Source organism: Roseateles sp. GW821-FHT02E12, from assembly GCF_059421665.1.
On record NZ_JBWKVK010000001.1, the window covers coordinates 1,597,971 to 1,622,138 of the forward strand.

21 protein-coding genes are annotated in these 24,168 nt (G+C 69.7%); 15 read left to right on the plus strand and 6 right to left on the minus strand.

Features of this window, described 5'->3' with window-relative positions; translation table 11 throughout:
- The first annotated feature begins 19 nt into the window (after positions 1 to 19).
- Entirely contained in the window at positions 20 to 2,182 is a 2,163-nt protein-coding gene (locus AC07V5_RS07680) for a prolyl oligopeptidase family serine peptidase (protein ID WP_495115046.1), read from the plus strand.
- Here the strand turns inward: AC07V5_RS07680 and arfB are convergent.
- The gene (arfB, locus tag AC07V5_RS07685; protein WP_495115047.1) at positions 2,176 to 2,589 is read right to left on the minus strand and encodes an alternative ribosome rescue aminoacyl-tRNA hydrolase ArfB; all 414 of its coding nucleotides are present in this window, start codon (positions 2,587 to 2,589) and stop codon (positions 2,176 to 2,178) included. The two genes, AC07V5_RS07680 and arfB, sit on opposite strands and share 7 nt — an antisense overlap.
- The gene (alr, locus tag AC07V5_RS07690) at positions 2,582 to 3,703 is read right to left on the minus strand and encodes an alanine racemase (RefSeq protein WP_495115048.1); all 1,122 of its coding nucleotides are present in this window, start codon (positions 3,701 to 3,703) and stop codon (positions 2,582 to 2,584) included. Before alr ends, arfB begins: the two co-directional genes overlap by 8 nt.
- Positions 3,704 to 3,824: 121 nt before the next feature.
- On the opposite strand from alr, the gene lplT reads away from it, so the two are divergent.
- Positions 3,825 to 5,114, plus strand: coding sequence for a lysophospholipid transporter LplT (gene lplT / locus AC07V5_RS07695; protein WP_495115049.1), 1,290 nt, complete (start codon positions 3,825 to 3,827; stop codon positions 5,112 to 5,114).
- Positions 5,115 to 5,160: 46 nt separating this feature from the next.
- Here the strand turns inward: lplT and AC07V5_RS07700 are convergent, their stop codons facing one another.
- The gene (locus AC07V5_RS07700) at positions 5,161 to 6,129 is read right to left on the minus strand and encodes a hypothetical protein (RefSeq protein WP_495115050.1); all 969 of its coding nucleotides are present in this window, start codon (positions 6,127 to 6,129) and stop codon (positions 5,161 to 5,163) included.
- 305 nt (positions 6,130 to 6,434) lie between these two features.
- Between AC07V5_RS07700 and AC07V5_RS07705 the strand changes: the two genes are divergently transcribed.
- Positions 6,435 to 6,923: a glutathione peroxidase gene (locus AC07V5_RS07705; protein WP_495115051.1), complete on the plus strand. Its 489-nt coding sequence runs from the start codon at positions 6,435 to 6,437 to the stop codon at positions 6,921 to 6,923.
- Positions 6,924 to 6,927: 4 nt separating this feature from the next.
- On the opposite strand, the gene AC07V5_RS07710 is transcribed toward AC07V5_RS07705, so the two are convergent.
- Entirely contained in the window at positions 6,928 to 7,599 is a 672-nt protein-coding gene (locus tag AC07V5_RS07710; RefSeq protein ID WP_495115052.1) for a Crp/Fnr family transcriptional regulator, read from the minus strand.
- Positions 7,600 to 7,655: 56 nt separating this feature from the next.
- Between AC07V5_RS07710 and AC07V5_RS07715 the strand changes: the two genes are divergently transcribed.
- The 8 genes from AC07V5_RS07715 to AC07V5_RS07750 all read left to right on the plus strand — a co-directional run bounded on the left by AC07V5_RS07715 (position 7,656) and on the right by AC07V5_RS07750 (position 15,675).
- Positions 7,656 to 8,774, plus strand: coding sequence for a DUF2332 domain-containing protein (locus AC07V5_RS07715; RefSeq protein ID WP_495115053.1), 1,119 nt, complete (start codon positions 7,656 to 7,658; stop codon positions 8,772 to 8,774).
- A gap of 226 nt (positions 8,775 to 9,000) precedes the next feature.
- Positions 9,001 to 9,792 (plus strand): VWA domain-containing protein, encoded by a 792-nt coding sequence (locus tag AC07V5_RS07720; protein WP_495115054.1) that lies wholly within the window; start codon positions 9,001 to 9,003, stop codon positions 9,790 to 9,792.
- An 81-nt stretch (positions 9,793 to 9,873) separates the two neighbouring features.
- Positions 9,874 to 10,209 carry a hypothetical protein gene (locus AC07V5_RS07725; protein WP_495115055.1) on the plus strand — a complete coding sequence of 112 codons (336 nt, stop codon included), beginning with the start codon at positions 9,874 to 9,876 and terminating at the stop codon, positions 10,207 to 10,209.
- 66 nt (positions 10,210 to 10,275) lie between these two features.
- The gene (locus AC07V5_RS07730) at positions 10,276 to 11,472 is read left to right on the plus strand and encodes an amino acid aminotransferase (RefSeq protein WP_495115056.1); all 1,197 of its coding nucleotides are present in this window, start codon (positions 10,276 to 10,278) and stop codon (positions 11,470 to 11,472) included.
- A 2-nt stretch (positions 11,473 to 11,474) separates the two neighbouring features.
- Complete coding sequence (locus tag AC07V5_RS07735) at positions 11,475 to 12,350, plus strand: hypothetical protein (RefSeq protein WP_495115057.1); 876 nt, start codon at positions 11,475 to 11,477, stop codon at positions 12,348 to 12,350.
- Between the two features lie 108 nt (positions 12,351 to 12,458).
- Complete coding sequence (locus AC07V5_RS07740) at positions 12,459 to 13,712, plus strand: D-amino acid dehydrogenase (RefSeq protein ID WP_495115058.1); 1,254 nt, start codon at positions 12,459 to 12,461, stop codon at positions 13,710 to 13,712.
- Positions 13,709 to 14,794: a serine hydrolase gene (locus AC07V5_RS07745; protein ID WP_495115059.1), complete on the plus strand. Its 1,086-nt coding sequence runs from the start codon at positions 13,709 to 13,711 to the stop codon at positions 14,792 to 14,794. Before AC07V5_RS07740 ends, AC07V5_RS07745 begins: the two co-directional genes overlap by 4 nt.
- A complete protein-coding gene (locus AC07V5_RS07750; RefSeq protein ID WP_495115060.1) occupies positions 14,773 to 15,675 on the plus strand; it encodes a S66 peptidase family protein in 903 nt (300 codons plus the stop codon). The genes AC07V5_RS07745 and AC07V5_RS07750 overlap by 22 nt, the downstream gene beginning before the upstream one ends.
- A gap of 112 nt (positions 15,676 to 15,787) precedes the next feature.
- On the opposite strand, the gene AC07V5_RS07755 is transcribed toward AC07V5_RS07750, so the two are convergent.
- Positions 15,788 to 18,697, minus strand: a complete 2,910-nt coding sequence (locus AC07V5_RS07755) for a TonB-dependent receptor plug domain-containing protein (protein WP_495115061.1) — start codon at positions 18,695 to 18,697, stop codon at positions 15,788 to 15,790.
- Positions 18,698 to 19,057: 360 nt separating this feature from the next.
- On the opposite strand from AC07V5_RS07755, the gene AC07V5_RS07760 reads away from it, so the two are divergent.
- Genes AC07V5_RS07760 through AC07V5_RS07770 form a run of 3 tightly spaced genes read left to right on the plus strand, consistent with a single transcriptional unit; the run spans position 19,058 to position 22,198 of the window.
- A complete protein-coding gene (locus AC07V5_RS07760) occupies positions 19,058 to 19,990 on the plus strand; it encodes an ornithine cyclodeaminase family protein (RefSeq protein ID WP_495115062.1) in 933 nt (310 codons plus the stop codon).
- Positions 19,990 to 21,405, plus strand: coding sequence for a D-alanyl-D-alanine carboxypeptidase/D-alanyl-D-alanine endopeptidase (gene dacB / locus AC07V5_RS07765; protein WP_495115063.1), 1,416 nt, complete (start codon positions 19,990 to 19,992; stop codon positions 21,403 to 21,405). The genes AC07V5_RS07760 and dacB overlap by 1 nt, the downstream gene beginning before the upstream one ends.
- 31 nt (positions 21,406 to 21,436) lie before the next feature.
- A complete protein-coding gene (locus AC07V5_RS07770) occupies positions 21,437 to 22,198 on the plus strand; it encodes a substrate-binding periplasmic protein (protein ID WP_495115064.1) in 762 nt (253 codons plus the stop codon).
- Here the strand turns inward: AC07V5_RS07770 and AC07V5_RS07775 are convergent.
- Positions 22,191 to 23,228, minus strand: a complete 1,038-nt coding sequence (locus AC07V5_RS07775) for a S66 peptidase family protein (RefSeq protein WP_495115065.1) — start codon at positions 23,226 to 23,228, stop codon at positions 22,191 to 22,193. The genes AC07V5_RS07770 and AC07V5_RS07775 overlap by 8 nt on opposite strands.
- A gap of 64 nt (positions 23,229 to 23,292) precedes the next feature.
- Here AC07V5_RS07775 and AC07V5_RS07780 point away from each other — a divergent pair, with 64 nt between their 5' ends.
- Positions 23,293 to 24,093, plus strand: coding sequence for a hypothetical protein (locus AC07V5_RS07780; RefSeq protein WP_495115066.1), 801 nt, complete (start codon positions 23,293 to 23,295; stop codon positions 24,091 to 24,093).
- Positions 24,094 to 24,168: the final 75 nt, after the last annotated feature.

Here is a 24,168-nt window from a genome sequence, read left to right on the forward strand (position 1 = left end):
CGCATTCAAGGGAGAACCGATGACGAACCCATCCTGGCTTGCCGCCCTGGCCCTCGGTTGCGCTGCGCTGCTGGCGCAGGCCGCCGACAAGGGCGCGCCGCCGACCGCGGTGAAAACGGTCGCCGACACCTACGGCGACGTCACCGTTGGCGACCCCTACCGCTGGCTGGAGAAGACCGGCGACGCCAAGGTCAAGCAGTGGAGCGCCGCGCAGGACCGGCGCACCCGCGGCTATGTCGACAAGCTGCCGGCGCGCAAGCCGATGTTCGACTGGTTGATGAAGCAGGCCACGGCCAGCTCCAGCGCCTTCTACGCGCTGCATGCCACGCCGGGCCAGTTGTTCGCCATGTACAACCAGCCGCCGAAGCAGCAGCCCATGCTGGCCGTGCTGGGCCAGGACGCCGACCCCGCCAAGGTCCGCGTCGTGCTGGACCCGAACACGCTCAACGCCAAGGGCAGCACGGCCATCGACTGGTTCGTGCCGTCGCCCACGGGCAAGCTGGTGGCGGTGTCGCTGTCGCAAAACGGCAGCGAAGACGGCTCGCTGCACATCGTGGATGTGGCCACGGGCAAGAGCGTCGACAAGGTCATTCCCAACGTGCAGTACCCCACCGGCGGCGGCAGCCTCGCCTGGCGCGAGGACGGCACGGGCTTCTGGTACACGCGCTACCCCGACGCCAGCGAGCCGGCCGAGCGCCAGCACTTCTACCAGCAGATCTATTACCACCGCGTGGGCGACGACCCCGCCAAGGACGCGTACGTGCTGGGCAAGGACTTCCCGCGCGTCGCCGAGATCGCGCTCGATGCCCGGCCCGGCGCGCCGGGCGTGGTCGCCTCGGTCGCCAACGGCGATGGTGGCGAGTTCGCGCACTACCTGATCGGCAAGGACGGCAGCATCCGCCAGGTGACGCGCTTCGAGGACAAGGTCGTCGCCGCGGCCCTGGGGCCCGATGCGCTCTATCTCATCTCCCGCCAGGGCGCGCCGCGCGGCAAGCTGCTCAAGCTCGGCCTGGACGACCCGACGCTGGCCCGCGCGCAGACGCTGGTGCCCGAGTCCGACGCGGCGCTGGAGCCCGGCGGCGAGTTCGGTGCCGCCAACATCACCATCACGAAGAACGCCATCTATCTGCGCGAGATCGTCGGCGGGCCTTCGCGCGTGGCCATCTACGGGCTAGACGGCAAGCCGCGGGGCCAGCTGCCGCTGCCAGAGGTTGCGACCGTGGACGAAGTGGCGGTGATGGACGACGGCAGCCTGCTCGTCGCCGTGAAGACCTACCTGGAGCCGGCGCGCTTCGTGCGTGTCGACGAGGCCAGCGCCAAGAGCGTGCCCACGCTGCTGCGCCAGACCAGCCCGGTGTCCTTCGGCGACGTGGAGGTGGTGCGCGAGTTCGCGACCTCCAAGGACGGCACGCGCATCCCGCTCAACATCGTGCGCAAGAAGGGCCTGGCACTCGACGGCAGCGCGCCGCTGCTGCTCAACGGCTACGGTGGCTACAACGTCAGCCAGGTGCCGCGCTTTCTGGGCGCGTCCACCCGGCTGTGGCTGGATGCCGGCGGGGTGTACGTCATCGCCAACCTGCGCGGTGGCGGCGAGTTCGGCGAGGCCTGGCATACCCAGGGCGCGCTGACGAACAAGCAGAACGTCTTCGACGACTTCGCCGCCTCGGCGCAGTACCTCGTCGACAAGGGCTACACCCGCCGCGAGCGCATGGCGGCCATCGGTGGCAGCAATGGCGGCCTGTTGATGGGGGCCGTCTTCACCCAGCATCCGGAGCTGTTCCGCGCCGTCGTCTCGATGGTGGGCATCTACGACATGCTGCGCGTGGAACTGGACCCGAACGGCGCCTTCAACGTCACCGAGTTCGGCACGGTGAAGAACCCCGAGCAGTTCAAGGCTCTGTATGCCTACTCGCCCTACCACCACGTGCAGGACGGCGCCAAGTACCCCGCCATCTTCATGGGCACCGGCGAGACCGACGGCCGCGTCAACCCCATGCATTCGCGCAAGATGATCGCCCGGCTGCAGGCCGCGACCGGGTCCGGGCGGCCAGTGATGCTGAGCATCAACACCCATGCCGGCCACGGCATGGGCAGCTCGCTGTCCATCCGCGTGAACCAGACGGCGGACATCTATGCCTTCCTGTTCGATCAGCTGGGCATGAAGTTCACGGCGGCTCAGTAGTCCTTGCTGCCGCCGCGGCGCCCGGCCTTGATGTCGCTGCGCTTGGACTTGCCCTCCAGCCGGCGCTGCTTGGAGCCATAGGTGGGCTTGGTCGCCCGCCTGGCCTTGGGCACGTGGGCGGCGGCCTGCACCAGCTCGATCAGCCGGGCGACGGCGTCGGCCCGGTTGCGCTCCAGGCTGCGCGTGTCCTGGGCCTTGATGACGACGACACCCTCCGAGGTGATGCGCTGGTCGGCCCAGTTCAGCAGCCGCGCCTTGACGGCCTCGGGCAGGCTGGACGCGCGGATGTCGAAGCGCAGGTGGACGGCGTTGCTGACCTTGTTGACGTTCTGGCCGCCCGGACCGCTGGCGCGGATGGCGTCGAACTCGAGTTCATCCGGCCGCGGGGCCCAGTTGAGTTCAGGCACTGCCGACACTGCGAACGGGCACACGAGGCGCGATGGCGCACATCAGCTCGTAGCCGATGGTGCCGGCCGCCTGGGCCACCTCGTCGATGGGCAGGCGCGAGGCCTTCCCGCCAATGGCAGGCCCCTCGCCCCACAGCGTCACCTCGCTGCCAAAGCCGCTGGCCGGCAGCGCGGACAGGTCCACCGCCAGCATGTCCATCGACACCCGGCCCAACGTGCGTGTGCGCTGGCCGTCCACCAGCACCGGCGTGCCCGTGGGCGCGTGGCGGGGGTAGCCGTCGGCATAGCCGCAGGCGACGATGCCGATGCGCGTGGGCTGCTCGGCGGTGAAGGCGCTGCCGTAGCCCACCGTCTCGCCGGCCTGCAGCTGCTGCACGCCGATGACCTTGGAGCGCAGCGTCATTGCTGGGCGCAGGTCCCAGTGGGCGGCGTCGTGCTCCGGGAAGTCGGGCACGCCGCCATAGACCATGATGCCGGCGCGTACCCAGTCGTTGGCCGTGCGTGCCGCGTGGCGCAGCGTGGCGGCGCTGTTGGCAATCGTGCGCTCGCCGGCCAGGCCCTCGGTGACGGTCTCGAAGGCGGCCAGCTGATGGGCGATGCCGTCGGTGCCCAGGCGCTGGGCATCGGCGTCCGAGAAGTGCGTCATCAGGCCGATCTCGTCCACCTGGGGCAGGGCTTCCAGCCGCGCATAGGCGGCGCGGAAGGCCGCGGGCGTGAAGCCCAGGCGGTTCATGCCGGAGTTGAGTTTCAGGAACACGCGGTGCGGCTCGTGCGTCTTGTGCATGGCCAGCCAGTCGATCTGCTGCTCGCAGTGCACGCTGTGCCAGAGCTTCAACCGCGAACACAGCTCCAGGTCGCGCGGCTCGAACACGCCTTCCAGCAGCAGGATGGGGCCGCGCCAGTCCAGCGCTCGCAGCCTCTCGGCCTCGGCCAGGTCCAGCAGCGCGAAGCCATCGGCTGCGCGCAAACCCTCGAAGGCGCGTTCGACCCCATGACCATAGGCATTGGCCTTGACCACGGCCCAGACTCGGGCGTTGGGGGCTTGCGCGCGTGCGCGGCCCAGGTTGTGTGCGAGGGCTTCGGTGTGGATCAGGGCTTCGATGGGGCGGGGCATGGCGTGATTTTGCGCGTGCTGGCGGGCGGGTCTTCGTGAAGGGCCCGCGTGCTATAAACCCGCGCCGTACCCGTTTATCGGCCTATATAAGCAGAGACAGTTCAGGATTGCGCCCCGCCCGATGAAACGTGGCTTCTACACCATCATGTCGGCGCAGTTCTTCAGCTCGCTGGCTGATAACGCGCTGTTCGTCGCCGCCGTCGAATTGCTGCGCACCTCCGGCGCCGCCGAGTGGCAGCGCGCCGCGCTGGTGCCGATGTTTGCGCTCTTCTACGTCGTGCTCGCCCCCTTCGTCGGCGCCTTTGCCGACGCGGTGCCCAAGGGCAAGGTCATGTTCTTCTCGAACAGCATCAAGGTGGTCGGCTGCCTGATGATGCTGTTCGGTGCCCATCCGTTGATGGCCTACGCCATCGTCGGCCTGGGCGCGGCGGCCTATTCGCCGGCCAAGTACGGCATCCTGACCGAGCTGCTGCCACCGTCCCAGCTCGTCAAGGCCAACGGCTGGATCGAGGGCCTGACGATCACGTCCATCATCCTCGGCGTGCTGCTGGGTGGCCAACTGATCGGCGACCGTGTCTCCCACATGCTGCTGCTGGTCGACATGCCGATGGTCGAAACCGGCATCGACACCGCACCCGAGGCGGCCATTGCCAGCCTCGTCGGCCTGTATGTGCTGGCAGCGCTGTTCAACCTGCGCATCCCGCGCACGTCGGCGCCGCTGCAGCCGTTTGCGCACAGCGTGCTGGGCCTGGTGCGCGACTTCTCGTCCTGCAACAGCCGCCTCTGGCAGGACAAGCTCGGCCAGATCTCCCTGGCGACGACGACCCTGTTCTGGGGCGTCAGCGGCAACCTGCGCTACATCGTGCTGGCCTGGGCCGCCGCGGCGCTGGGCTACGGCACGACGCAGGCGTCCTCGTTGGTGGGCGTCGTGGCCATCGGCACGGCGGTCGGCGCCGTCGTCGCGTCGCTCTACTGCCGGTTGGATCGTGCCACCGCGGTCATTCCGCTGGGCATCGCGATGGGCCTGCTGCTCATCGTCATGAACTTCATCGGCAATGTCTGGGTGGCTGCGCCCTTCCTGATCCTGCTGGGCGGCATCGGCGGCTATCTGGTCGTGCCGATGAATGCGCTGCTGCAGCACCGGGGCCACAACCTGATGGGTGCCGGCCGCAGCATTGCGGTGCAGAACTTCAACGAGCAGGCCTGCATCCTCGGCCTGGGCGCGTCCTACACGGCCATGACGCGCTTCGGCCTGTCGGCCTTCGGGGCCATCACCATCTTCGGCATTGGTGTGGCGGGCACGATGTGGTGGATCCGGCGCTGGCACCAGCGCAACCTCGTCGAGCACAAGGAAGAGGTCGAGCACCTGCTCGACCTGGCCCGCACCGACCACCTGCCCCAGGACCGCTAAGACCGGTCAGCCTCCCGGCTTGGGGCTGGTGAACCAGCCGCTCTGATCAGCTGCCGGAATTGCTGCTGCTGCCTCGGCCCTTGCGGCCGGGCGTGGGCTGGATCAGGTGCTTGCCTTCCAGCACCATCTCGATGTGCTCGCTCCAGGCGCGCGCGATCTTGAAGCAGCCGCTGTGGTTCAGGTGGATCTCGTTGTGCCAGTCGCCACTGATGCCAGTGGAGCCGGGCGCGGCCAGGGCCAGGGGCACGGCCGTCGAGTCGAAGATGAAGAGGCCGGGGAAGGCCGGCTTGTCGGCCGCAATGCTCTTCAACAACTGCGCCAGGTGGAAGACCATCAGCCGGCTGACGGCTGCCCAGTCGGCGCTCGGCACGCCGTAGGCCTTGAGTGCCGGGAAGAGCCAGGGGCCGCTGGCGCCCAGGTCGTCGCCACCCTCGGCACCGGCCGGGCGCGGCATCGGCACGGCATAGCAGTGCATGAAGACGGGCTTGCCCGCCGACGGGCCCTGGTCACGCAGGCTCAGCAGGTGCTTGACGTTCGCGCGCAGGTATTCGGCGTAGGTCGACCAGCCGGGTTCGGAGAAATAGCGCGCAACGCCGGCTGACGGTGGGCCCCATTCGGTCTGGCGGCGCAGCAGGCGCAGCTCCAGCGGGACGGGCTCGCCGTTCGAGTTCTGCGCCGGCGTGCGCGCCGCGGCGATCAGGTCATTGCCGCCGACGGACAGCAGGATGCCGTCCCAGGTGGGCGCGTCGGGGCCGACGAGCAGGCGCACGAAGTCGGGGTTGGACTGCAGGTCCACCATATGCGACAGCGAGTTGCCGGTGCCGGCGCAATTGACGGCCGCCGTGCCTGCCTTGAAGACCAGCTCCTGCAGCAGGTTGGCGTGGGCGTTGAGCTTGGCGCGGGCGTTCGAGAACCACGAGTCGCCTTGGGCCAGCAGCTTCCAGCGGAAAGTGCCAAGGTCGGGCGGGGTGCGTCCGGCCAGATCGGCCGGGGTGTAGCAAGCCAGGTGATCCATGAACAGGGTTGATTCCGAAGTTGCCGTGCGGGCGGCGCGCCCCGGGTTGGAGCCGCTTCGCCAAGTTCGCGCGATTGGAAGGCCAGCCGCGCGCCAGCCGCCATGCTACAAACCCTCGGGGCCGCCTGGCGTTAGCATGGGCTTCGCCTTTCTAGGGGAGGATGCGTGCCTCGCACGGCCGCCCGAAGGGACACATTCCCGCCCGGCGGGAGTGAGGCTGGACTTGCGCTGCCCGGCATCGCAAGCCTGACGAACGCTTGGCCACCGCGATGGCCTGGCAAGCGCGTAGCGCGAAGGGTGCATCAATGAGCGAAAGCGTCTTCGACTTTCAGGCCGTTTCCATCCGTGACGAGCCGGCGGACCTGGCTTCCCAGCGTGGCAAGGTGCTGCTGGTCGTCAACACGGCCAGCGAATGCGGTTTCACGCCGCAGTTCAAGGGCCTGGAGCAGCTCTGGCAGGAGTACGGCCCCCGCGGCCTGGTCGTCATCGGCTTCCCGAGCAACGAATTCGGCGGCCAGGACCCGGGCAGCAACGACCAGATCGCCAGCTTCTGCGAGCTGAACTACGGTGTCAGCTTCCCGATGATGGCCAAGACCAAGGTCAACGGCAGCGACGCCCACCCGCTGTGGAAGTTCCTGAAGAGCGAGAAGCCGGGTTTCCTGGGCACCGAGGCCATCAAGTGGAACTTCACGAAGTTCCTCATCGGCCGCGACGGCCAGGTGATCAAGCGCTACGCGCCCAACGACCCGCCGGAAAAGTTGCGCGGCGACATCGAGGCGGCGCTGGCCAGCTGAGCTTTCATCGGCGGGCTGGCCGCCACAGCCAGCGGCCGCGGCCGCGACGCACCTGACCCTCGGCTTCGGCCGCGGCGAGCAACTGGTTGGCAGTCTGGCGCGACAGATGGGCGAGCCGGGCCAGCTCGGCCTGCGTGGCCTGAACCTCCATCCAGCCGTCTTCCGTGGCCTGGCCACGTTCTCGAGCCAGCTGCGCCAGGGCCAGTGCGAAGCGCTCCGCCGCGCCCTGGTGGCGCGCCGCCTGCAGCAGGCGCAAGGTGCCGTCGTAGCGCCGCGCGAACTCGGCCATCAAGGCGCGCGCAAAACCTGGCACCTGGTCCATCAGCAGCATGTAGGCCTCGCGGCCGATGACGAGCACCAGGCTGCTGCCTCGGGCGACAGCCTCGTACTCGGCAGGCTGTCCGGCCGCGAAGGCCGCCAGCCCGAAGAGGCGTGGCGGGCCGACATGCTCGATGACCGACACCGTGCCGTCCATGCCGGTGAAACGGGTCTCGATCTCGCCGGCCGCGACCGCGTAGAAGGCGGTGGGCTTTTGGCCCTGCACGAACAGGCTGCGCCCGTCTCCCAGGCGGCGATGCGTCACCAGCGCCGGCAAGTGCGCCGAGACCGCGTCGGGCAGCACCAGGCCAGGGAAGTTGGCGGCCAGCACCCGCCACAACACGTCGTTTTCGGGCATGGCGCATTGTCGGCTGGCCGACACAAGGCGGTGGCGCGCCTGCCTATGCTGGCGGCATGCAACACGCTGAGCTGTCGGAACTGCTGCGCCGCTTCGGGCGCGAGGAATGCGCACTGGAGCCCCTCTACACCGCGCTGTGCGCCCTGGCTGCCGAGGATGAGCGGGCATTGGCCCTGCTGGCCGAGGCGCCGCCCCCGCAGCGCAAGGTCAATCTGCTGCTGGCGGCCCTGCACGACCGTGTGCTGGCCGGCGCCGCGCCGGAACTGGCGGCCTACTACCGCAGCGCCGGCGGCCAGCGCGAACCCGACGCCGGCCTGGCCACGGCGCTGTCGGCCTGCCTGGCGCGCGAATGGCCGGCGCTGCTGGATCATTTGCGCCACGGCGCGACGCAGACCAACGAGATCGCCCGCGGCGCGGCCCTCTGGCCGGCTTTGGACGCGGCGGCGCGTGCGACCGGCGCTTGCGATCTCGCGCTGCTGGATTTCGGCTGCAGTGCCGGCCTCAATCTCGGCGTGGACCAGTACGCGCTGCGCTATCGCGGCGACGACGGCGCGTGGCACGAGCGCGGCCCGGCCGCTGATGGACAGCGGGCCGAGATCGAGTCACGCTGGCTGGGCCTGGAGCCGCCGCCCGCTACGGCCGGCTGGCGACTCGCCCTGCGCCATGGCCTGGACCTGGCGCCCGTCGATGTGAACGAACCCGAGCGGCTGCGCTGGCTGCAGGCCTGCCTGTGGCCGCACGACGCCACGCGCCGCGAACGCCTGGTGCGCGCGGCCGCGCAGCTGCGGGCCATGCCGGTCATGCTGACCCAATCGGCCGATTGCATCGCCGCCATCGAGCCCTGGCTCGACCGGCTGCCGGCCGGCGTGCAGCCGGTGCTGCTGACGAGCTGGGTGCTGTACTACCTGCCCGAGGCCGACCTCGCGCGGCTCAGGGCGACGGTCGACCGCCTCTGCCTGAGCCGTGGCCTGGCATGGATCTGTGGCGAGCTCCCGACCTTGAGCGCCCGCGACACGCGCGTGCCGCCCCTGCCACGGCTGCCGGCCGGTGAGCCGGCCGCATCGGCAACGCTGTGGACGCTGCGCTGGGCGGCCGCCGGCCGCGTTGCCGAGCGGATTCTGGGGTGGTCGCACCCGCACGGGCGGTGGGTGGCTTGGCATGCCGTTTGCCCCTGATTCCGACAAATTAGGGATGTCGGTGGGCTTTGCAGTTTGTAAAGAGTCCAGTGCCCATGGCGTCATAACTCATTGATGTAGCGAGATATTTCTTTTGTTGGCATGGCTGATGCATAGCGAGGTGCAACCGGCCTGCAGGGTTCGTCGAGGCGACGCTGTCAGTGCACCAGGGGAACCCTGCAGGCCGGCAAAACCTCGCCCCTTCAACCCAACCGACGAGTAAGCCATGTCCATCATCTCCCGCTTCATGCGCGGTGCCCTGGCCTCTCTGGCCATAGCCACCGCCACCTTCTCGGCGTCCGCGGCGCCGACCACTCAACTGGGCTTCCTGATCGACGCCTCCGGCAGCATCGGCGCAACCAACTTCGCCATCATGCAGTCCGGCTATGCCACCGCTCTGGGCGCCTTGCCCACCGACGGCAGCATTGAAGTCACGGTCTACACCTTTGCGACCGGTACCGCGCAGATCGTGGCGCCCACCATCGTGACGGGTGGCACCTTGGCAGGCATCATTGCGGCCATCAATGGCATCGTCTACTCCGGCGGCACCACCGCCACGGACCTGGGTATCAGTGCCATCTCGGGGGCGATGATCGGTTCGGCCAACTACAACGCCGGCCTGAAGTCCATCATCAACATCGCGACCGACGGTGTGCCCAACTCGCAGGCGGCTGCCATTGCTGCCGCGGTCGCCGCGCAAGGTGCCGGCATCGACGCGATGACGGCCGAGGCCATCGGTTCCGCTGGCGCCTCTCCCTCGATTGCCCAGATGGTGTTCTCGCCCCTGTGCCTCGTCAACACCGGCTGTGGCGTTGTCCTGCCGGACGGCAGCATCCCCACCAACCCGATGACCGCTGCTAATCCGTGGGTCCTTGAAGTCAACAACTTCGCCGACTTCCCGGTCGCCATCAACGCCAAGGTGCAGGCCATCGTGAACCGCTTGCCGGAACCGGGCTCCATCGCCCTGGTTGGTCTGGCCCTGGGCCTGGTGGCTGTCAGCCGCCGCCGCAAGGCCTGAGTCCGGCACTTCCGTCGTTTCGACGGATGATCGAGACCGGCCTCTGGCCGGTCTTTTTGTTTCCGAACCTGAAAGATGCCCATGCGAATCTCTGCCTCGCGCGCCCTGGTCGCCGGCCTGCTGAGCCTGATCGGTGCCGCTTCCGCCCATGCCGGCTGCAGCACCAAGGACAGCAGCGATCAGGTGGCCCTCGTGTTGTGCAGCGCCAATACCGACCAGGCCGCCCTCAAGGCTGCCGGCACGGCCGCTTGCAAGGGCAAGCTGGTGTGCAACGCCTGGATCTGGGAAGACGCCAGCAAGCTGCCGGCCAAGGCGCCCGCCGTCGACAAGGATCTGCCCAAGAGCGCAACCGGCGCCGCACGCGCCGTCTGGATCAGCGACTCCCAGAGCCTGATAGAGCTGCGCAAGGCGCGCTGACGGCCTGCCGGCGGCAGGGGAGGTGAAGGCCTCGGATAATCCGGGTTCCCCCAACGGAGCCCACCCATGTTCGAGCATGTCGATGCCTATGCCGGCGACCCTATCCTGAGCCTCAACGAGGCCTTCCAGAAGGATCCCCGCGCCGGCAAGATCAATCTGTCCATCGGCATCTACTTCGACAACGACGGCCGCATCCCCATGCTGCCGTCGGTGCGCGCTGCCGAGCTGGCCGTTGTCGAGGCCGCTGGCCCGCGGCCCTATCTGCCGATGGAGGGCGCGGCCAACTTCCGCAGCGCCGTTCAGGCCCTGTTGTTCGGCGCAGAGCATCCGGCGATCAAGGCCGGCCGCATCGCCACCATCCAGGGCGTCGGCTCCAGTGGTGGCCTCAAGGTGGGCGCCGACCTGCTGAAGCGCTACTTCCCGGACAGCAAGATCTACCTGTCCGACCCGACCTGGGACAACCACCGCGCCGTCTTCGAGGGCTCGGGCCATACCTGCGAGACGTATCCGTACTACGACCCCGCCACCGGCGGCCTGCGTTTTGACGAGATGCTGGCGCATCTCCAGGCCCTGCCCGAGCGCAGCGTCGTGCTGATGCACGCCTGCTGCCACAACCCCACCGGCGTGGACCTGACCCAGGACCAGTGGCGCGCCTTGGTGCCCGTCATCCGCGAACGCCAGCTGCTGCCCTTCCTGGACCTGGCCTACCAGGGCTACGGCGACGGCATCGACGAGGACGCCTTCGCACCGCGCCTGCTGGCCGACGAGGGCCTGAGCTTCCTGATCGCCAACAGCTTCTCCAAGAGCATGAGCCTGTACGGCGAGCGCTGTGGGGGCTTGAGCGTCGTCTGCCCGGACGCTGATCAGGCCGCCCGCGTGCTCGGACAGATGAAGTTCATGATCCGCCGCAACTACTCCAACCCGCCCATGCACGGCGGCCAGGTTGTGGCCAAGGTGTTGACCACGCCGGCGCTGCGCGCCATGTGGGAGGCCGAGGTGGCGGACATGCGCGAGCGCATCCAGTCCATGCGCCGCGAGCTGTACGACGTGCTCGTCGCCAAGCTGCCAGGCCGCAACTTCGACTACTTCCTGACCCAGCGCGGCATGTTCAGCTACACCGGCCTCACGGCGGAACAGGCCGAGCGGCTCAAGACCGAGTTCGGCGTCTACATCCTGCGCTCGGGCCGCATGTGCGTGGCCGGGTTGAACACGCGCAACGTCGAGGCTACGGCCGAGGCCATGGCTGCCGTGCTGGCGGGCTGAGCTTGCGCCGCCTGCCTGCCCGGGTGGCCAGCCTCGCTCTTGTGGCCGGCGGGAGTGCGTCTGCCCAGGCGCCGTTGGTCGTCGATGCGATCACCTGGGTGGTCAGCAACACCATGGCGGTGCCGGACGGCGACCGGATGCGGCGACCGGCCGATGAGCTGACGCAGTGGCTGCAGGCGCGCTTGCCTGGGGTGGTGTTCAAACCCGTGGTGGCCAATGCCGAGCGCAGCTGGACGCTGATTCGCGAGCAACAGCAGGCCTGCCATGCCGGCGCGGCCCGCACCGCCGAGCGCGAGCGCCTGGCCTATTTCACGAATACCTGGCTGGTGCCGCCGCCCCAGCTCATCGTGCGCCAGGACCGCCGCGCCGCGCTGCGCGTGGACGCGAGCGGCGCCGTCGATCTCGAGGCCCTGTTGGGCGACAAATCGCTGCGCGGCGTCGTCACCCAGGGGCGCAGCTATGGCCCGGCGCTGGACACCATGCTCGGCGCCCCATCGGCGAACCCGCAACTGCAGAGCGTGTTCGGTGGCGACTACGGTAGCAACCTGCTGCCCATGCTCCTCCAGGGTCGGGCCGACTACACCCTGGACTACCCGAACACCCTGGTCGCCTTCGCCAGCCGTACGCCGGGTGACTTGCTGGCCGCGCTGCCCATCAGGGGCGCCAGCGAACCCGTCGTCAGCGGCGTTGCCTGCCCGCGCACGCCCTGGGGCCAGGTGGCCATCCGGCTCATCGACACGGCCCTGGGCACGCCCGAGGGTGCCGCCATGTTGCGTGACACTCTGCGCATTTCGCTGCCGGCCGACACCCAGCGCGCCTACCGTGACGCCTGGGACACCTTCTTCAAGCAGCGCGCCCGGCCGACGCCTGGACTCTGAGCGGGCTGCGCGCCATAACGCGGGGTGATGGCCGCAACCACCGCTTTCATTGGCCGCTGACGGCGCGTCTCTTTACCCTGCCGGCCAAGACAAGGGTCCAAGGGCAGGATGAAGCATTGCGTGGTGATCGGCGGCGGGGTGGTGGGCTTGACCACGGCCTGGGCGCTGCTGGAAAGAGGCCATGGCGTGACGCTGATCGAGCGCGAGGCCGAGGTGGCCCAGGGCGCCAGCCGTGCCAATGGCGGCCAGCTCAGCTATCGCTACGTGTCGCCGCTGGCCGACGCCGGCGTGCCGCTGAAGGCGCTGCGCTGGCTGCTCGACCCCGACGGCCCGTTGCGCTTCAAGCCCGAGGCGAACTGGGCGCAGTGGTCCTGGCTGATCGCCTTCCTGCGCGCTTGCCGCGGGCCGGTGAACCGGCGCATGACCGAGCGGCTGCTGGCGCTGGGCGCCTACAGCCAGGCGTCGTTCACGCGGCTGCAGGCGCAGGCGCAGCTGGGCGACGCGATTGCGCTGCGTGCGCCGGGCAAGCTCGTTGTCTACCGCAAGCCGGCGGAGTTCGCCCGTGTGGCTGCGCGCGTCCGGGCCAGTGGCTCGGAGCAGGCGCTGTCGCATGACGAGTGCGTGGCCCTGGAGCCCGCGCTGGCCCAGTTCGAGGAAGGGGAGGCCACCCTGGCCGGCGGCATCTTCACGGCCGGCGAGGCGGTGGCCGACTGCCACGCCTTCTGCCAGCAGCTGTTCGCCCGGCTGCAGCAGCACGAGCACTTCCGCGGCCAGCTGGCCGCCACGGTGCAGGGCTTCTCGGTCGACGCCGGCGGCGCCGTGCGCGCGGTGCGCACCTCGGCGGGCGAGCTGGCGGCCGACGAGGTCATCCTCGCGGCCGGCCTGCAAAGCCGCAGCCTGGCGGCGACCTTGGGTATCAATCTGCCCATCTACCCGCTCAAGGGCTACAGCCTGACCGCACCCATCACCGCCGGCCACCGCCCGCCCGAGGTTAGCGTCACCGATTTCGAACGCAAGATCCTCTACGCCCGCATCGGCACCGACCTGCGCGTGGCCGCGATGGTGGACCTGGTGGGTGAGGACGAGTCCATCGACCCGCAGCGCCTGGCCTCGCTGCAGCGTTCGGTGCGCGCCACCTTCCCGCACGCCGCCGACTACGACCGCGCCACCGCCTGGGCCGGCCTGCGCCCGGCCACGCCCAACAGCGCGCCCATCGTCGGTGCCAGCGGCGTGCGCAATTTCTGGCTCAACGTCGGCCACGGGCCGCTGGGCTTCACCTTCTCGTTCGCAACGGCCAACATCGTGGCCGAGCTCGTCTCGGGCCGCGCCAGCCCGCTGCCGCTGGAAGGCCTGAGCCTGTGACCCCCGACGACCTCGCTGAAGCCCTGCGCGCCGCCGTGCTGGCGCAGCGCTTCGAGGCCACGCCCGACAAGCTGCAAGGCGGCGCGCCGCTCGGCTGGCATCCCAGCGTCGACCTCGCCGTGGCCGTGTTCCCGCGCGGCGCGGCGGCGGTGGGCGCCAACGTGCTGTTCTCGCGCGAGCACCCGCAGGGCCTCGTCGCGCGTTTCGACGGCGAGTTCGGGGCGGTGGGCAACATCGCCTTCCACGCCGATGTGCGCGATGCGGCGGGCGATTCCTACGCCTGGTTGCCCGGGGCGGACTGGTCGCGCATCGCTTTCCCCGCCTGGTTCGGCAGCGGCCCGCACTTCGTCGCGCCCTACCCAGCGTCGCTGCTGAAGATGATGGTGGCCGTCGGCGTGGGCCTGCTCGTGGACGGCGGCCGCAGCGACTGGGCGCTGCCCCTGGCCTTTGCGGGCCAGACCCGGCCGGTGGGCGACTGGCTGTTCGACATGATCACCGTCAGCAGCAACGAGGCCACCTCGGCCCTCGTGGCCCACCTGCACGACCGCGGCGCCATCCGGCGTGAGCATGGCGTGGAGGTGCACAACGAGATGCACGCGCTGTTCGCCGCCCACGGCCTGCCGGGCTTGATGATCGCCAACACCCAGCCCGACGGCGGCTGGGGCAACGCCGCTGGCTCGGGCGTGGGCCAGATCCAGATGACGGCCTGGGATGCATTGCGGCTCATGTGGCGGCTTGACGCCGACGCGCCGGCTCAGCCAGCCCTCGTCAGCCCCGCCAGCCGCGCTGTCATCCGCCGTGCGCTGGACGCGCAGAAGCTGCACCACAACCTCAGCAGCGAGTCGCTGCGCGCGCTGCCCGGCTGGGTGCCTGGCATCCCTTCTCGCTTTGCCCACAAGACCGGCAATACGCAGAACTACGGCAGCGACGCCGGCATCGTGCACGACGGCGAGCTGCATTACCTGATCGCCGTGACCACCAGCCTGGGCAGCCGCTACGCGCCGCACCCGGACGCATCGACCACCTGGAAGCTGCCCGCCCTCGGCGGCGCGGTGCATGCATGGCTGAAGACGAATTCCTGATCCCGCCGCTGCGCTCGGGCGCCGCCATCGCCGTCATCGCGCCGGCCGGCCCGCCCAAGCCGGGGCGGCTGGAACCGGTTGAAGGCTGGCTGCGCGAACGCGGCTATGAACCGGTGCTGCTGCCGAGCTGCTTCGGCCCCCCACCGCTGGACTTCCTCGCCGCGTCGGATGCCGTCCGCCTGGCCGACGTGCACACCGCTTTTGCCGACCCCGAGATCGACGCCGTGCTCGCGTTGCGCGGCGGCTCGGGTTGCATCCGCCTGCTCAATCACCTCGACCTCGGCTTGCTGGCGCACACGCGCAAGCTGCTCATCGGCTATAGCGACCTGACCGTGCTGCACGCGCTGCGGACGAACGCAGGCGTCCCGTCCCTGCATGCGCCCATGCCGGCCAGCGACTGGGGCCTGCCCGGCTCGCAAGCCGACACCGACGCGCTGTTCGACAGCCTGGCCCGCGGCTGGCGCGTGGGCGATGTCGTCGGCCGCGCTGAGCCGCACACCCTCAGCCACGGCGGCAGCGCTCGCGGCCGCCTGATCGGCGGCAACCTGGCGATGTTCTGCGCGCTGCTCGGCACGCCGTATCTGCCCGAGGTGGACGGCGCGCTGCTCTTCGTCGAGGACATCAGCGAGGAACCCTACCGTGTCGACCGCATGCTGACGCAGTTGCGGCTGGCCGGCGTGCTGGATCGCATTGCCGGCCTGCTGGTCGGCAGCTTCAGCGGCGCCGAGAGCCCCGATGCCGTGCTGGCCGACCATCTGCCGCGGCTGCGCTGCCCCGTGCTCGCCGGCTGGCCCTCGGGCCATGGCCAGCCGAACCGGCCGTTGCCGCTCGGTGTGCATGCCGACATGGATGTGGCGGCCGGCACGTTGACGCTCGTCTGAAACGTCGACTGCGCAGGTTGGGCCGCCTCGCGGCACAACGTCCGGTACCCATCAAAAAAAAGCCCCGCCATGGGGCGGGGCTGCAGAAGCTGGCAAGGCCAGCAGGGTCTCATCAGAACATCCGGTACTCCAGGCGCAGCGTGAAGGCGCGGCCGCGCGGGTCGGCCACACGCGGCTCCCAGCTGGAGCCGGCGCCGGTGTTGGTGTCGTAGGTGACGCTGAACGGCGGATCCTGGTTCAGCAGGTTCTTGATGCCGGCCGTGATCGTCAGGTTCTTGATGCCGGCGTAGGCCACGCTGGCGTTGATGATGGAGTAGGCCGCCACGCGCGGATTCCAGTCGCTCGGCTTCACGGTGCCGTTGGCCACGCCAGGCAGCGTGAAGTCCTGGTAGCCGGTGCGGTAGACGTGCTGGACGGTGGCTGCCCAGTCGCCCTCGGTGCGGGTCAGCGTGGCGGTGTGCTTCCAGCGGATACCCAGGTCACCGGCGCGCGTGAAGCGGCCGACCTCGCTGCTGCCCATCGGCGCGCTCGGCACCAGGCGCGACTTCTTGTCGAGCAGGTAGGACAGGTCGAACGAGCCCGTCCAGGCCGCGCCCAGCGCGTTCATGCTGCCGCGCACGCTGAACTCCAGGCCCTTGGTGATGGTCTCGCCGGCGTTTACCCAGCGGGTGTCCACGGCCACCAGCTTGCCGGCGCTGTCGCGGAAGAAGTTGTCCTGGAAGTACTGGTAGTTGTCGGCCAGCGTCGTCAGGCCGAACGACTGGATCGTGCCCGTGCGCTCGACCGACCACCAGTCCAGGCTGGCGACGAGATCCTTGCTCGGTTGCAGCACGATGCCGGCGCTGTACATCTTGGCTTCCTCGGGGCCGAGGGTGGACTTGCCGCCGAAGAGCGTGTTGAAGTCGCGCACGCTCGCGCAGCCGGGCGCGTTCGACACCACACGCGTTGGGCAGGTGGCGGGGTCGGTGAAGTCGGCGCCGACGAACACGCTCTGCGTGATCGGGTCGAACATCTGCTTGAAGGTCGGCACGCGGAAGCCCGTGCTGTAGGCGCCGCGGAACAGCAGCTGCTCCGTCGGGTTGTAGCGCAGCGAGATCTTGGGGTTGGTCGTCGAGCCGAAGCCGGTGTACTCGTCGCGGCGGATGGCACCGGTGATCTCCATGTCCTTCATGACGGGCACGGCCACCTCGGCGAACACGGCCTTGATGGTGCGCTTGAGCGTGCCGGCCGTGGCCAGCGCGTTGTCGAAGGGCACGTTGAAGATCAGCGCGTCGACGGTGTTGGCATTGGCGCGCTGGTCGCCGTCGAACTTGTACTTCTCGGAGCGCGAGTCCACGCCCAGCGCAGCCATCACGGTGCCGCCGGGCAGCTTGAACACCGGGCCTGACACGGTGGCGTCGACCTGCTGCATCGTGAACTTGCCGCCGTACAGCGTCACGCCGTTGGCCGAGATCGCGTCCAGCGCCTTGATGGCTTCAGGCGTCTGCGTCAGCGAGAACGGGTTGAGCACGCCGGTGTTGATCAGGTTGGCGAAGGGCTGCCAGTAGTGGTAGCCGCCACCGATGGTGGAACTGCCCTTGCTCTCGGCGCGCGAGAAGCCGACGCGGTAGTCCCAGTCGGTGAAGAAGGGCAGGGCGCCATCGGCACCCACCAGGTAGCGGGCCGTGTCGGCCGTCGTGTCGATCTCGCGGTTGCCGCAGGGCATGCAGCGCCAGCGGAAGGCCATCGGCAGGCCGCGGTTCACCTCCAGTTGCGGGAAGGACTTGACCAGCGCGTTGAAGATGTCGGTGTAGCCCGCGCCCGTGCTCGGGTAGCGCAGGTTGCGGAAGGGGCTGGCGACGACGGTGGTGTTGGGCAGCGAGGTGGTGGCCGTGTCCGTGCCGCTGGTGATCTGGTTGGGCGAGAAGCTCTTGGCCGACTCGGCCTTGCCCAGCACCACCTCGCCGAAGACCTGGTGCTCACCCAGCTTGAAGGTCAGGCGGCTGACCAGGTTGGTGTTCTTGATGGGCTGCTGGATGACGGCGGCGCGCCCGGTGTCCCAGGCGCAGCCGTACTTGGACGCGGCGGTGGCCCAGAGCCTCTCCTGGTAGGGGCTCATGCCGTCCACCGACGAGCAACCCGCCTGGCCGGGCAGGTCGAGGATGTTGATGCCGTTGACGCGCAGCGTCGGGTCGGCGAAGTCCACCGGGCCGGTGCTGCGGCCGGTGTTGTTGATGTTGTCGCGGCTCAGCACGTTGGCCTGGGTGCCGTTGATGGCGAACAGCGTCGCGATGGGCGTGCCGCGCGTGTCGGGCGCCAGGCCGCGGTCGGGCTGGAAGGTGTTGACGAAGTCGCGCTGGTCGCCGCGCAGCACCTTGTTGTCGCGCACCGACAGCGAGGCCAGGAAGTTGAAGCCGTCCGTCGCCAGGTTGCCGTAGCCGGCCGTCACGGCGGCGCCGTAGATCTCGCCACCTTTTTGCTGCGGCACGTCGGCCAGCGCGTTGATCGTCACGCCGCTGTAGTTCTGGCGCAGGATGAAGTTGATGACGCCGCCGATGGCATCGGTGCCGTAGATGGCCGAAGCGCCGTCCTTCAGGATCTCGACGCGGTCGATGGCCGCGAAGGGGATCTGGTTCAGGTCCACCGTGCCGCCGTTCAGGCCGTGGGCTGCCACGCGGCGGCCGTTCAGCAGGATCAGCGTCGCATTGCTGCCCTGGCCGCGCAGGTTGGCGCTGCTGGCGCCGTTGTTGCCACGCGCCGCGCCGTCCACCACGTCGGCATTGCCGGCCAGGTTGTCCAGGCCGTTGCCGTTGATGTTGAGCTGCATGATCATCTGCTCAGCCGACGCGATGCCAGCCCGGTCCAGCTCCTTGCGGCTGATGACCTGGATGGGCAGGGCACCCTCGTCCCGGATGCGCTTGATGCTGGAGCCCGTCACCTCGACGCGCTCGAGCCGCGAGCTTTCGTTCTGCGCCAGCGCCAGGCCGGTGTGAGCGGCCAGGCCGCTGATGGCGAGCTGCGCCACAAGTCGATTCAACTTCATCTCAACGACTCCTCTATGTGATTCCGATTGCCGGCGATGTTCGCCGCCACGTGCGAGCCCGCCCAGGGGGCGGCACCCCAGGTGTTGCGCGCCGTTCAATGAATGCTTGTGCGCCGCACATAACCTGCGGGAATGTGTGCCGCATGAAAGCGCGCTCACGGTGCGCGGCCGCCCCTCTACAGTGCTGTTTGCTAGGCCCCTCGCCCAAGGAATACCTTGGACGGTCCCCCTGGGGGACGGCGATGCTCACCGGTTTGACCGGCGAGCACATCGCCATGCCGGGCCGGCTTGGGAGCGGCCCGGCGCTCAGCCTGCGTTGCATGCGTTCGCGATGCCGCGAACACGGAATGGACAACTGAAATGCGATTGATCACCGAGGCCGAAGTCGCGGCCGTTCTCGACCCCGACAGCGCCGCCCGCGCGCTGCACGCCGCCTTCGCCCAGCACGGCCGCGGCCAGGCCCAGGTGCTGGCCCGCCACCGCGCCACCGCCACGCGCGAAGGGGCCTCGCTCGCCATCAGCGCGATGGGCGCCATCCTCGATGCCGACGGTGAGTTGCCGGCCGTGCTCGGTACCAAGGTCTACTCGGCGCGCAACGGCAAGTACAACTTCCTCGTCAGCCTGTTCTCGGCCGATACCGGCGCCGCACTGGCCACGCTGGAGGCCAACGAGTTCACGCGGCTGCGTACCGCCGCAGCGAGTGCCGTTGCGGCCGACCTGCTCGCGCTGCCGGATGCGAAGACGCTGGCCGTCTTCGGGGCCGGCATCCAGGGCCGGGCGCATGCCGAGGCACTGTGCCGCGTGCGCCGCTTCGAGCGCGTGCTGGTCTGTGCGCGCTCCGGCGCCGAGGCCTTCGCCGCCGAACTGCAGGCCTCGTTGGGCGTGCCCGTGCAGGCCGTCGACGCGGCCACGGCTGCTGCCGAGGCGGACGTCATCGCCACCGCCACGCGCTCGGCTACGCCGCTGTTCGACGGCGCCCTCGTCAAGCCCGGCGCCTTCGTGGCGGCGGTGGGTTCCAGCACGAAGACGGCGCGCGAACTGGACGACACGCTGCTGGGTCGCGCCGCGCTCGTTGCCGTCGAGTGGCTCGCCGCCGCGCAGCAGGAGGCGGGCGACATCGTGCTCGCCGCGCCCGGCGTCATCGCGCCGGAGCGCTTGGTCGAACTGGGCGAGCTGATCGTGAACCCGCGCCCGCGCGGCCCGCAGGACATCGTGGTCTACAAGAGCGTCGGCATCGGCCTGGAGGACGTGGCGCTGGCCCGGCTCGTCGCCCACCGCCTGGGGGTATGCTGATGCGTGCCTGGCTGTTTGCTGCCTCGCTGCTGCTGGCCGGCTGCGCAACGCCCACGGTGCCCGACCCGGTGCAGGCCGCTTTGACGAAGGCCGGGCTGCCGGCCGACAGCCTGGGCTTCGTGCTGCAGCCGCTGGACGGCTCCCGCGCCGCGCTGCGCCGGCGTGCCGACGAGCCGATGTCGCCAGGCTCGACGATGAAGCTGGTCACCGCCACCGTCGCGCTGGACAAGCTGGGCATCAACCACCGCGGTCGCACCGAGCTGCTGGCGGGCGCGCCGGCGCAGAACGGCGTGATCGACGGCCCGCTGATCCTGCGCGGCGGCGCCGACCCCGACCTCGACTGGCCGGCGCTGTGGTGGCTGCTGCGGCAACTGCGCGAGAGCGGCGTGCGTGAGATCCGTGGCGGCCTCGTCGTCGACCGCACGCTGTTCAAGCCGACCCGCTTCGACATCGGCCTGCCGCCCTTCGATGACGCACCGGAGTTCGACTACAACGTCATCCCCGACGCGCTGCACCTGAATGGCAGCCTGCTCGACTTCGAGCTGCAGGCCACGGCCAGCGGCGTCACCGCACGAGCCCTGCCGACCCTGCAGGGTTTGAGCGTAGACGCCAGCGCGATGACGCAGTCCACGCGGCTGTGCAAGGACTGGGATGAGGTCTGGAAACCCGCCATCGTGCAACCCGCCGGCGACGGCTGGGCGTTGAAGCTGCAAGGGGCTTTCCCTGCGAATTGCAGCCAGCGCGCGCCGCTGCAGATCGTCGACCGGCAATGGCTGGTCACGCATACGCTGCGCCAGTTCTGGAGCGAGCTGGGGGGCAGCATGGGCCCGGGCGATGTGGAAGCCGCCGCGCCAACCGGCGCCGTCGTGCTGGCCACCCACCGCGGCCGGCCGCTGGCCGAGGTGCTGCGCGGCGTCATGAAGCGCAGCGACAACGCGCTCACCCGCCTCATCTACCTGCAGCTTGGCGCCCAGGCGGCGCAGGGTGGCGAGCCGACGCTGGTCGCCTCGGAGCGCGTCGTGCGCGCCTGGTTCGCCGCCCATGGCCTGGACGACCGCGGCCTGGTGCTGGACAACGGTTCGGGCCTGTCGCGCAGCGAGCGCATCAGCCCGGCCCAGCTCGCCGGCCTGCTGCGCGCGGGCCAGGCCGGTGCCCAGGCACCCGAGCTGCTGGCGACGCTGCCCGTCGCGGGTGTCGACGGCACGCTGTCGCGCCGCCTCAAGGACGGCCCGGCCACCGGCCAGGCACGGCTCAAGACCGGCACGCTGCGCGACGCCGTGGGCCTGGCCGGCTTCGTGCCCGACGCCTCGGGCAAGACCTGGGTCTTCGTCGCGCTGCTCAACCATCCCGAGGCTGCGGCCAAGGGGCGGCCGGTGTTGGATGCGCTCGTGAACTGGGTGGCGACGCAGCGCTGACCGGTCTATCCTCGCCGCCAGGAGGGCGAGCATGGGCAAGCGATGGATGGCGGCCAGCCTGGCAGGCTGGGCCACGCTGGCGTCGGCGACGGAGTTGCGCTTCGTTGCCGAGCCGCTGCCGCCCTACAGCTACGAGACCGAGGGCCGCGCGGCCGGGCCGCTGGTCGACGTGCTGCAGGCCGTCTGCGCGCGGCTGGACTGGCGTTGCAGCGTGGAGGTCCTGCCGTGGCGGCGTGCGCTGCGCATGGGGCAGGCGGGCGAAGTCGAGGGCGTGTTCGCCATCGTGACGCCGCCCACGACCCGGCCCAGGTTCCATGTCTCACCGCCCGTCATCGATGCGCGCTATCTGCTGTTTGCGCGCGACGCCAGCACGCTGAACTTCGACGGCGACACCCGCGCGCTCGCGGGCCGCGTCATCGGGGTCTATGGGCCTTCGGGTGCGCAGGATGCGTTGACTGCCCTCGTCAACGAGGTGCCGGGCGCTCGTGCCGAGATCGAGACCGACAACCGCACCGTGTTGCGCAAGCTCGCCGCCGGCCGCTACGGCGAAGAGGGCCTGGCCCTGGCCAACGAGGCCGTTGCCCTGCAGCTCATCCGCGAGGAGGGCCTGAGCAGCCTGCGCCCGGCCGGCGTCGTCAAGAGCTTTGGCTATGCCTTCGGCTTGAATCGCCAGCGCGTCGATGCGGCCGTGGCAGCGGCGTTTGCGAAGGCGCTGCACGAGCTGTGCCGCAGTGGGCGCACGGCCGAATTGCTCAAGCCCTACGGCCTGCCGGCATCGGGCTGCGTCAAATGACGGCCGGCTGAAGCAGCCGGATCGTGCCCGCGTCCGCATCCATCTCCGCCGGCGTACCCACCGGCACGGTCAGCTTGCGCTTGATGTGGCCGATGGCCGCACCGCGGTAGACGGGGATGTTGAGCGGCTGGAAGTAGTCGTCGAAGACTTCGTCCAGCGTCAGGCTGCCGTAGCCGTCGCCGGGCTCGCATTTGGTGAAGCGGCCGAGCACGACACCACTCAGCTGCGACAGGGCGCCAGCCAGGCGCAGCGTCGACAGGCAGCGATCGATGCGGTAGATGTATTCGTTGATGTCCTCGAGGAAGAGGAGGGCGCCGCGGCAGTCGGGAAAGTAGGCCGAGCCGGCCATGGATGCCAGCACGGTGAGGTTGCCGCCCACCAGCCGCCCTTGCGCCTTGCCCGGGCGGATCGTCGTGATGCGCTCCTCGCGAGCCACGAGGTCATCCACCGGCTTCACGACTGGGTTGCGCAGCACGGCGGCGTCGGCGTTCATCGCGACGGCCTTGAAGCTCTGCACCGAGAAGTCGTTCCACTCCGACCCGGCCACCGGGCTGTGGAAGGCGACGAGGCCGGTCTGGCGATGGATGGCGTTGACGAGGCAGGTCAGGTCGCTGAAGCCGCCGAAGAACTTGGGCTTGGCGGCGATGAGTCGGTAGTCGAGTTTGTCGACGATGCGGTTGCAGCCCGAGCCACCGGTCATCGCCAGGATGCCAGCCACCGAGTCGTCGGCAAACATCGCGTTGATGTCGGCGGCGCGCTGGGCGTCGGTGCCGGCGAAGGGCCCCCGCCGCGCGGCGACGAACTCGCCCAGCTTGACCTTGAAGCCCAGGGCCTGCAGCGCCTCGATGGCGATCTTCAGCGGCTCGCGCTCGAAGGTGGCGTTGGCCGGGCTGACGAGGCCCAGCGTGTCGCCCGGGCGCAGCCGTGGTGCCAGCAGCGGCCCGCCAGCGGCCTGGCTGGGGCGGGCGGCAGCCAGCAGGCCGGCCGTGGCGGCGCAGAAGTGCAGAAGTTGACGGCGGGACGGTTTCATATCGTTTGCAAACAATCAGAAATGAGGGGCTAACCGCATACTCGGTCGCGTGGACTCTCGGACCTTGCGCGGCATTGTGTGCGCCCTTGCGGCGGCGCTGTTCTCGGCCGCCGCCGTGCAGGCCCAGACCTGCCCAGAGCGCCTGCGCATCGCCTTTCCCGATGCCTCGGCCGAGCCCTTTCTGCGCGGCCAGGGCGATGACTTCGCCAAGCCGCCCGGCCTGCTCGTCGACTGGATTCGCGCGGCCCTGCGTGAGGTGGGCTGCCTGGAGCATGCCGAGCTGCTGCGCCTGCCGGCACGGCGCGTGCGGGCCATGATCGAGGCTGGCCAGCTCGACCTCGTGGCCGGCGTGGGCGAGGGCGGGCCCATTGCCGCGCTGCTGGCGTTGCCGCCGCGCAGCGGCCCCAAGCGCGAGTTCGACTACAGCCTGGGCCATGTCGAGTACGCCTTCTATGCCCGCCGCGGTGCGGTTGGCAGCTGGGATGGCCAGCAGCTCGGCGCGCTCGCGGGAGACGCGCGCCTGGGCGTGACCTCCGGCAGCCGCGCCGAGGTGATTGCCCAGGAGCGGGGCTGGCCGCTGGACGCCGCGCCCAACCACGAGAGCGCGCTGCAGAAGCTGGTGGCCGGCCGCACGCCGCTGCTGCTGGTGCACAGCTTTTACGTCGACGAGCGCCTGCGCCAGGACGCAGCGCTGGCCCGCCAGATCGTCAAGCTCAGCCCGGTCGTCGAGCGCCGCCGCTTGCATGTTGGCGCGCTGCCGGCGTTTGCGCAGCGCGAGAACGGCCTCGTCCTGCGGTTGTGGCGCGAGCTGTGCAAGCAGTCCGCCGCGGCCAAGGCAGACGGCGCCTGCCGCCAGCCACCCTAGGCGCCTAGGGCGCCCGATAGGCCGCCTCGCCAGGCAGGGCGTCCTCAACCTGAATCTTCATGGCACTCCGCAGGA

Coding starts and splice junctions, on each gene's coding strand:
- AC07V5_RS07680 (WP_495115046.1), top strand. CDS start 20: ATGACGAACCCATCCTGGCTTGCCGCCCTGGCCCTCGGTTGCGCTGCG.
- alr (WP_495115048.1), bottom strand. CDS start 3,703: ATGCCCCGCCCCATCGAAGCCCTGATCCACACCGAAGCCCTCGCACAC.
- lplT (WP_495115049.1), top strand. CDS start 3,825: ATGAAACGTGGCTTCTACACCATCATGTCGGCGCAGTTCTTCAGCTCG.
- AC07V5_RS07700 (WP_495115050.1), bottom strand. CDS start 6,129: ATGGATCACCTGGCTTGCTACACCCCGGCCGATCTGGCCGGACGCACC.
- AC07V5_RS07705 (WP_495115051.1), top strand. CDS start 6,435: ATGAGCGAAAGCGTCTTCGACTTTCAGGCCGTTTCCATCCGTGACGAG.
- AC07V5_RS07710 (WP_495115052.1), bottom strand. CDS start 7,599: ATGCCCGAAAACGACGTGTTGTGGCGGGTGCTGGCCGCCAACTTCCCT.
- AC07V5_RS07715 (WP_495115053.1), top strand. CDS start 7,656: ATGCAACACGCTGAGCTGTCGGAACTGCTGCGCCGCTTCGGGCGCGAG.
- AC07V5_RS07720 (WP_495115054.1), top strand. CDS start 9,001: ATGTCCATCATCTCCCGCTTCATGCGCGGTGCCCTGGCCTCTCTGGCC.
- AC07V5_RS07725 (WP_495115055.1), top strand. CDS start 9,874: ATGCGAATCTCTGCCTCGCGCGCCCTGGTCGCCGGCCTGCTGAGCCTG.
- AC07V5_RS07730 (WP_495115056.1), top strand. CDS start 10,276: ATGTTCGAGCATGTCGATGCCTATGCCGGCGACCCTATCCTGAGCCTC.
- AC07V5_RS07740 (WP_495115058.1), top strand. CDS start 12,459: ATGAAGCATTGCGTGGTGATCGGCGGCGGGGTGGTGGGCTTGACCACG.
- AC07V5_RS07750 (WP_495115060.1), top strand. CDS start 14,773: ATGGCTGAAGACGAATTCCTGATCCCGCCGCTGCGCTCGGGCGCCGCC.
- AC07V5_RS07755 (WP_495115061.1), bottom strand. CDS start 18,697: ATGAAGTTGAATCGACTTGTGGCGCAGCTCGCCATCAGCGGCCTGGCC.
- AC07V5_RS07760 (WP_495115062.1), top strand. CDS start 19,058: ATGCGATTGATCACCGAGGCCGAAGTCGCGGCCGTTCTCGACCCCGAC.
- dacB (WP_495115063.1), top strand. CDS start 19,990: ATGCGTGCCTGGCTGTTTGCTGCCTCGCTGCTGCTGGCCGGCTGCGCA.
- AC07V5_RS07770 (WP_495115064.1), top strand. CDS start 21,437: ATGGGCAAGCGATGGATGGCGGCCAGCCTGGCAGGCTGGGCCACGCTG.
- AC07V5_RS07775 (WP_495115065.1), bottom strand. CDS start 23,228: ATGAAACCGTCCCGCCGTCAACTTCTGCACTTCTGCGCCGCCACGGCC.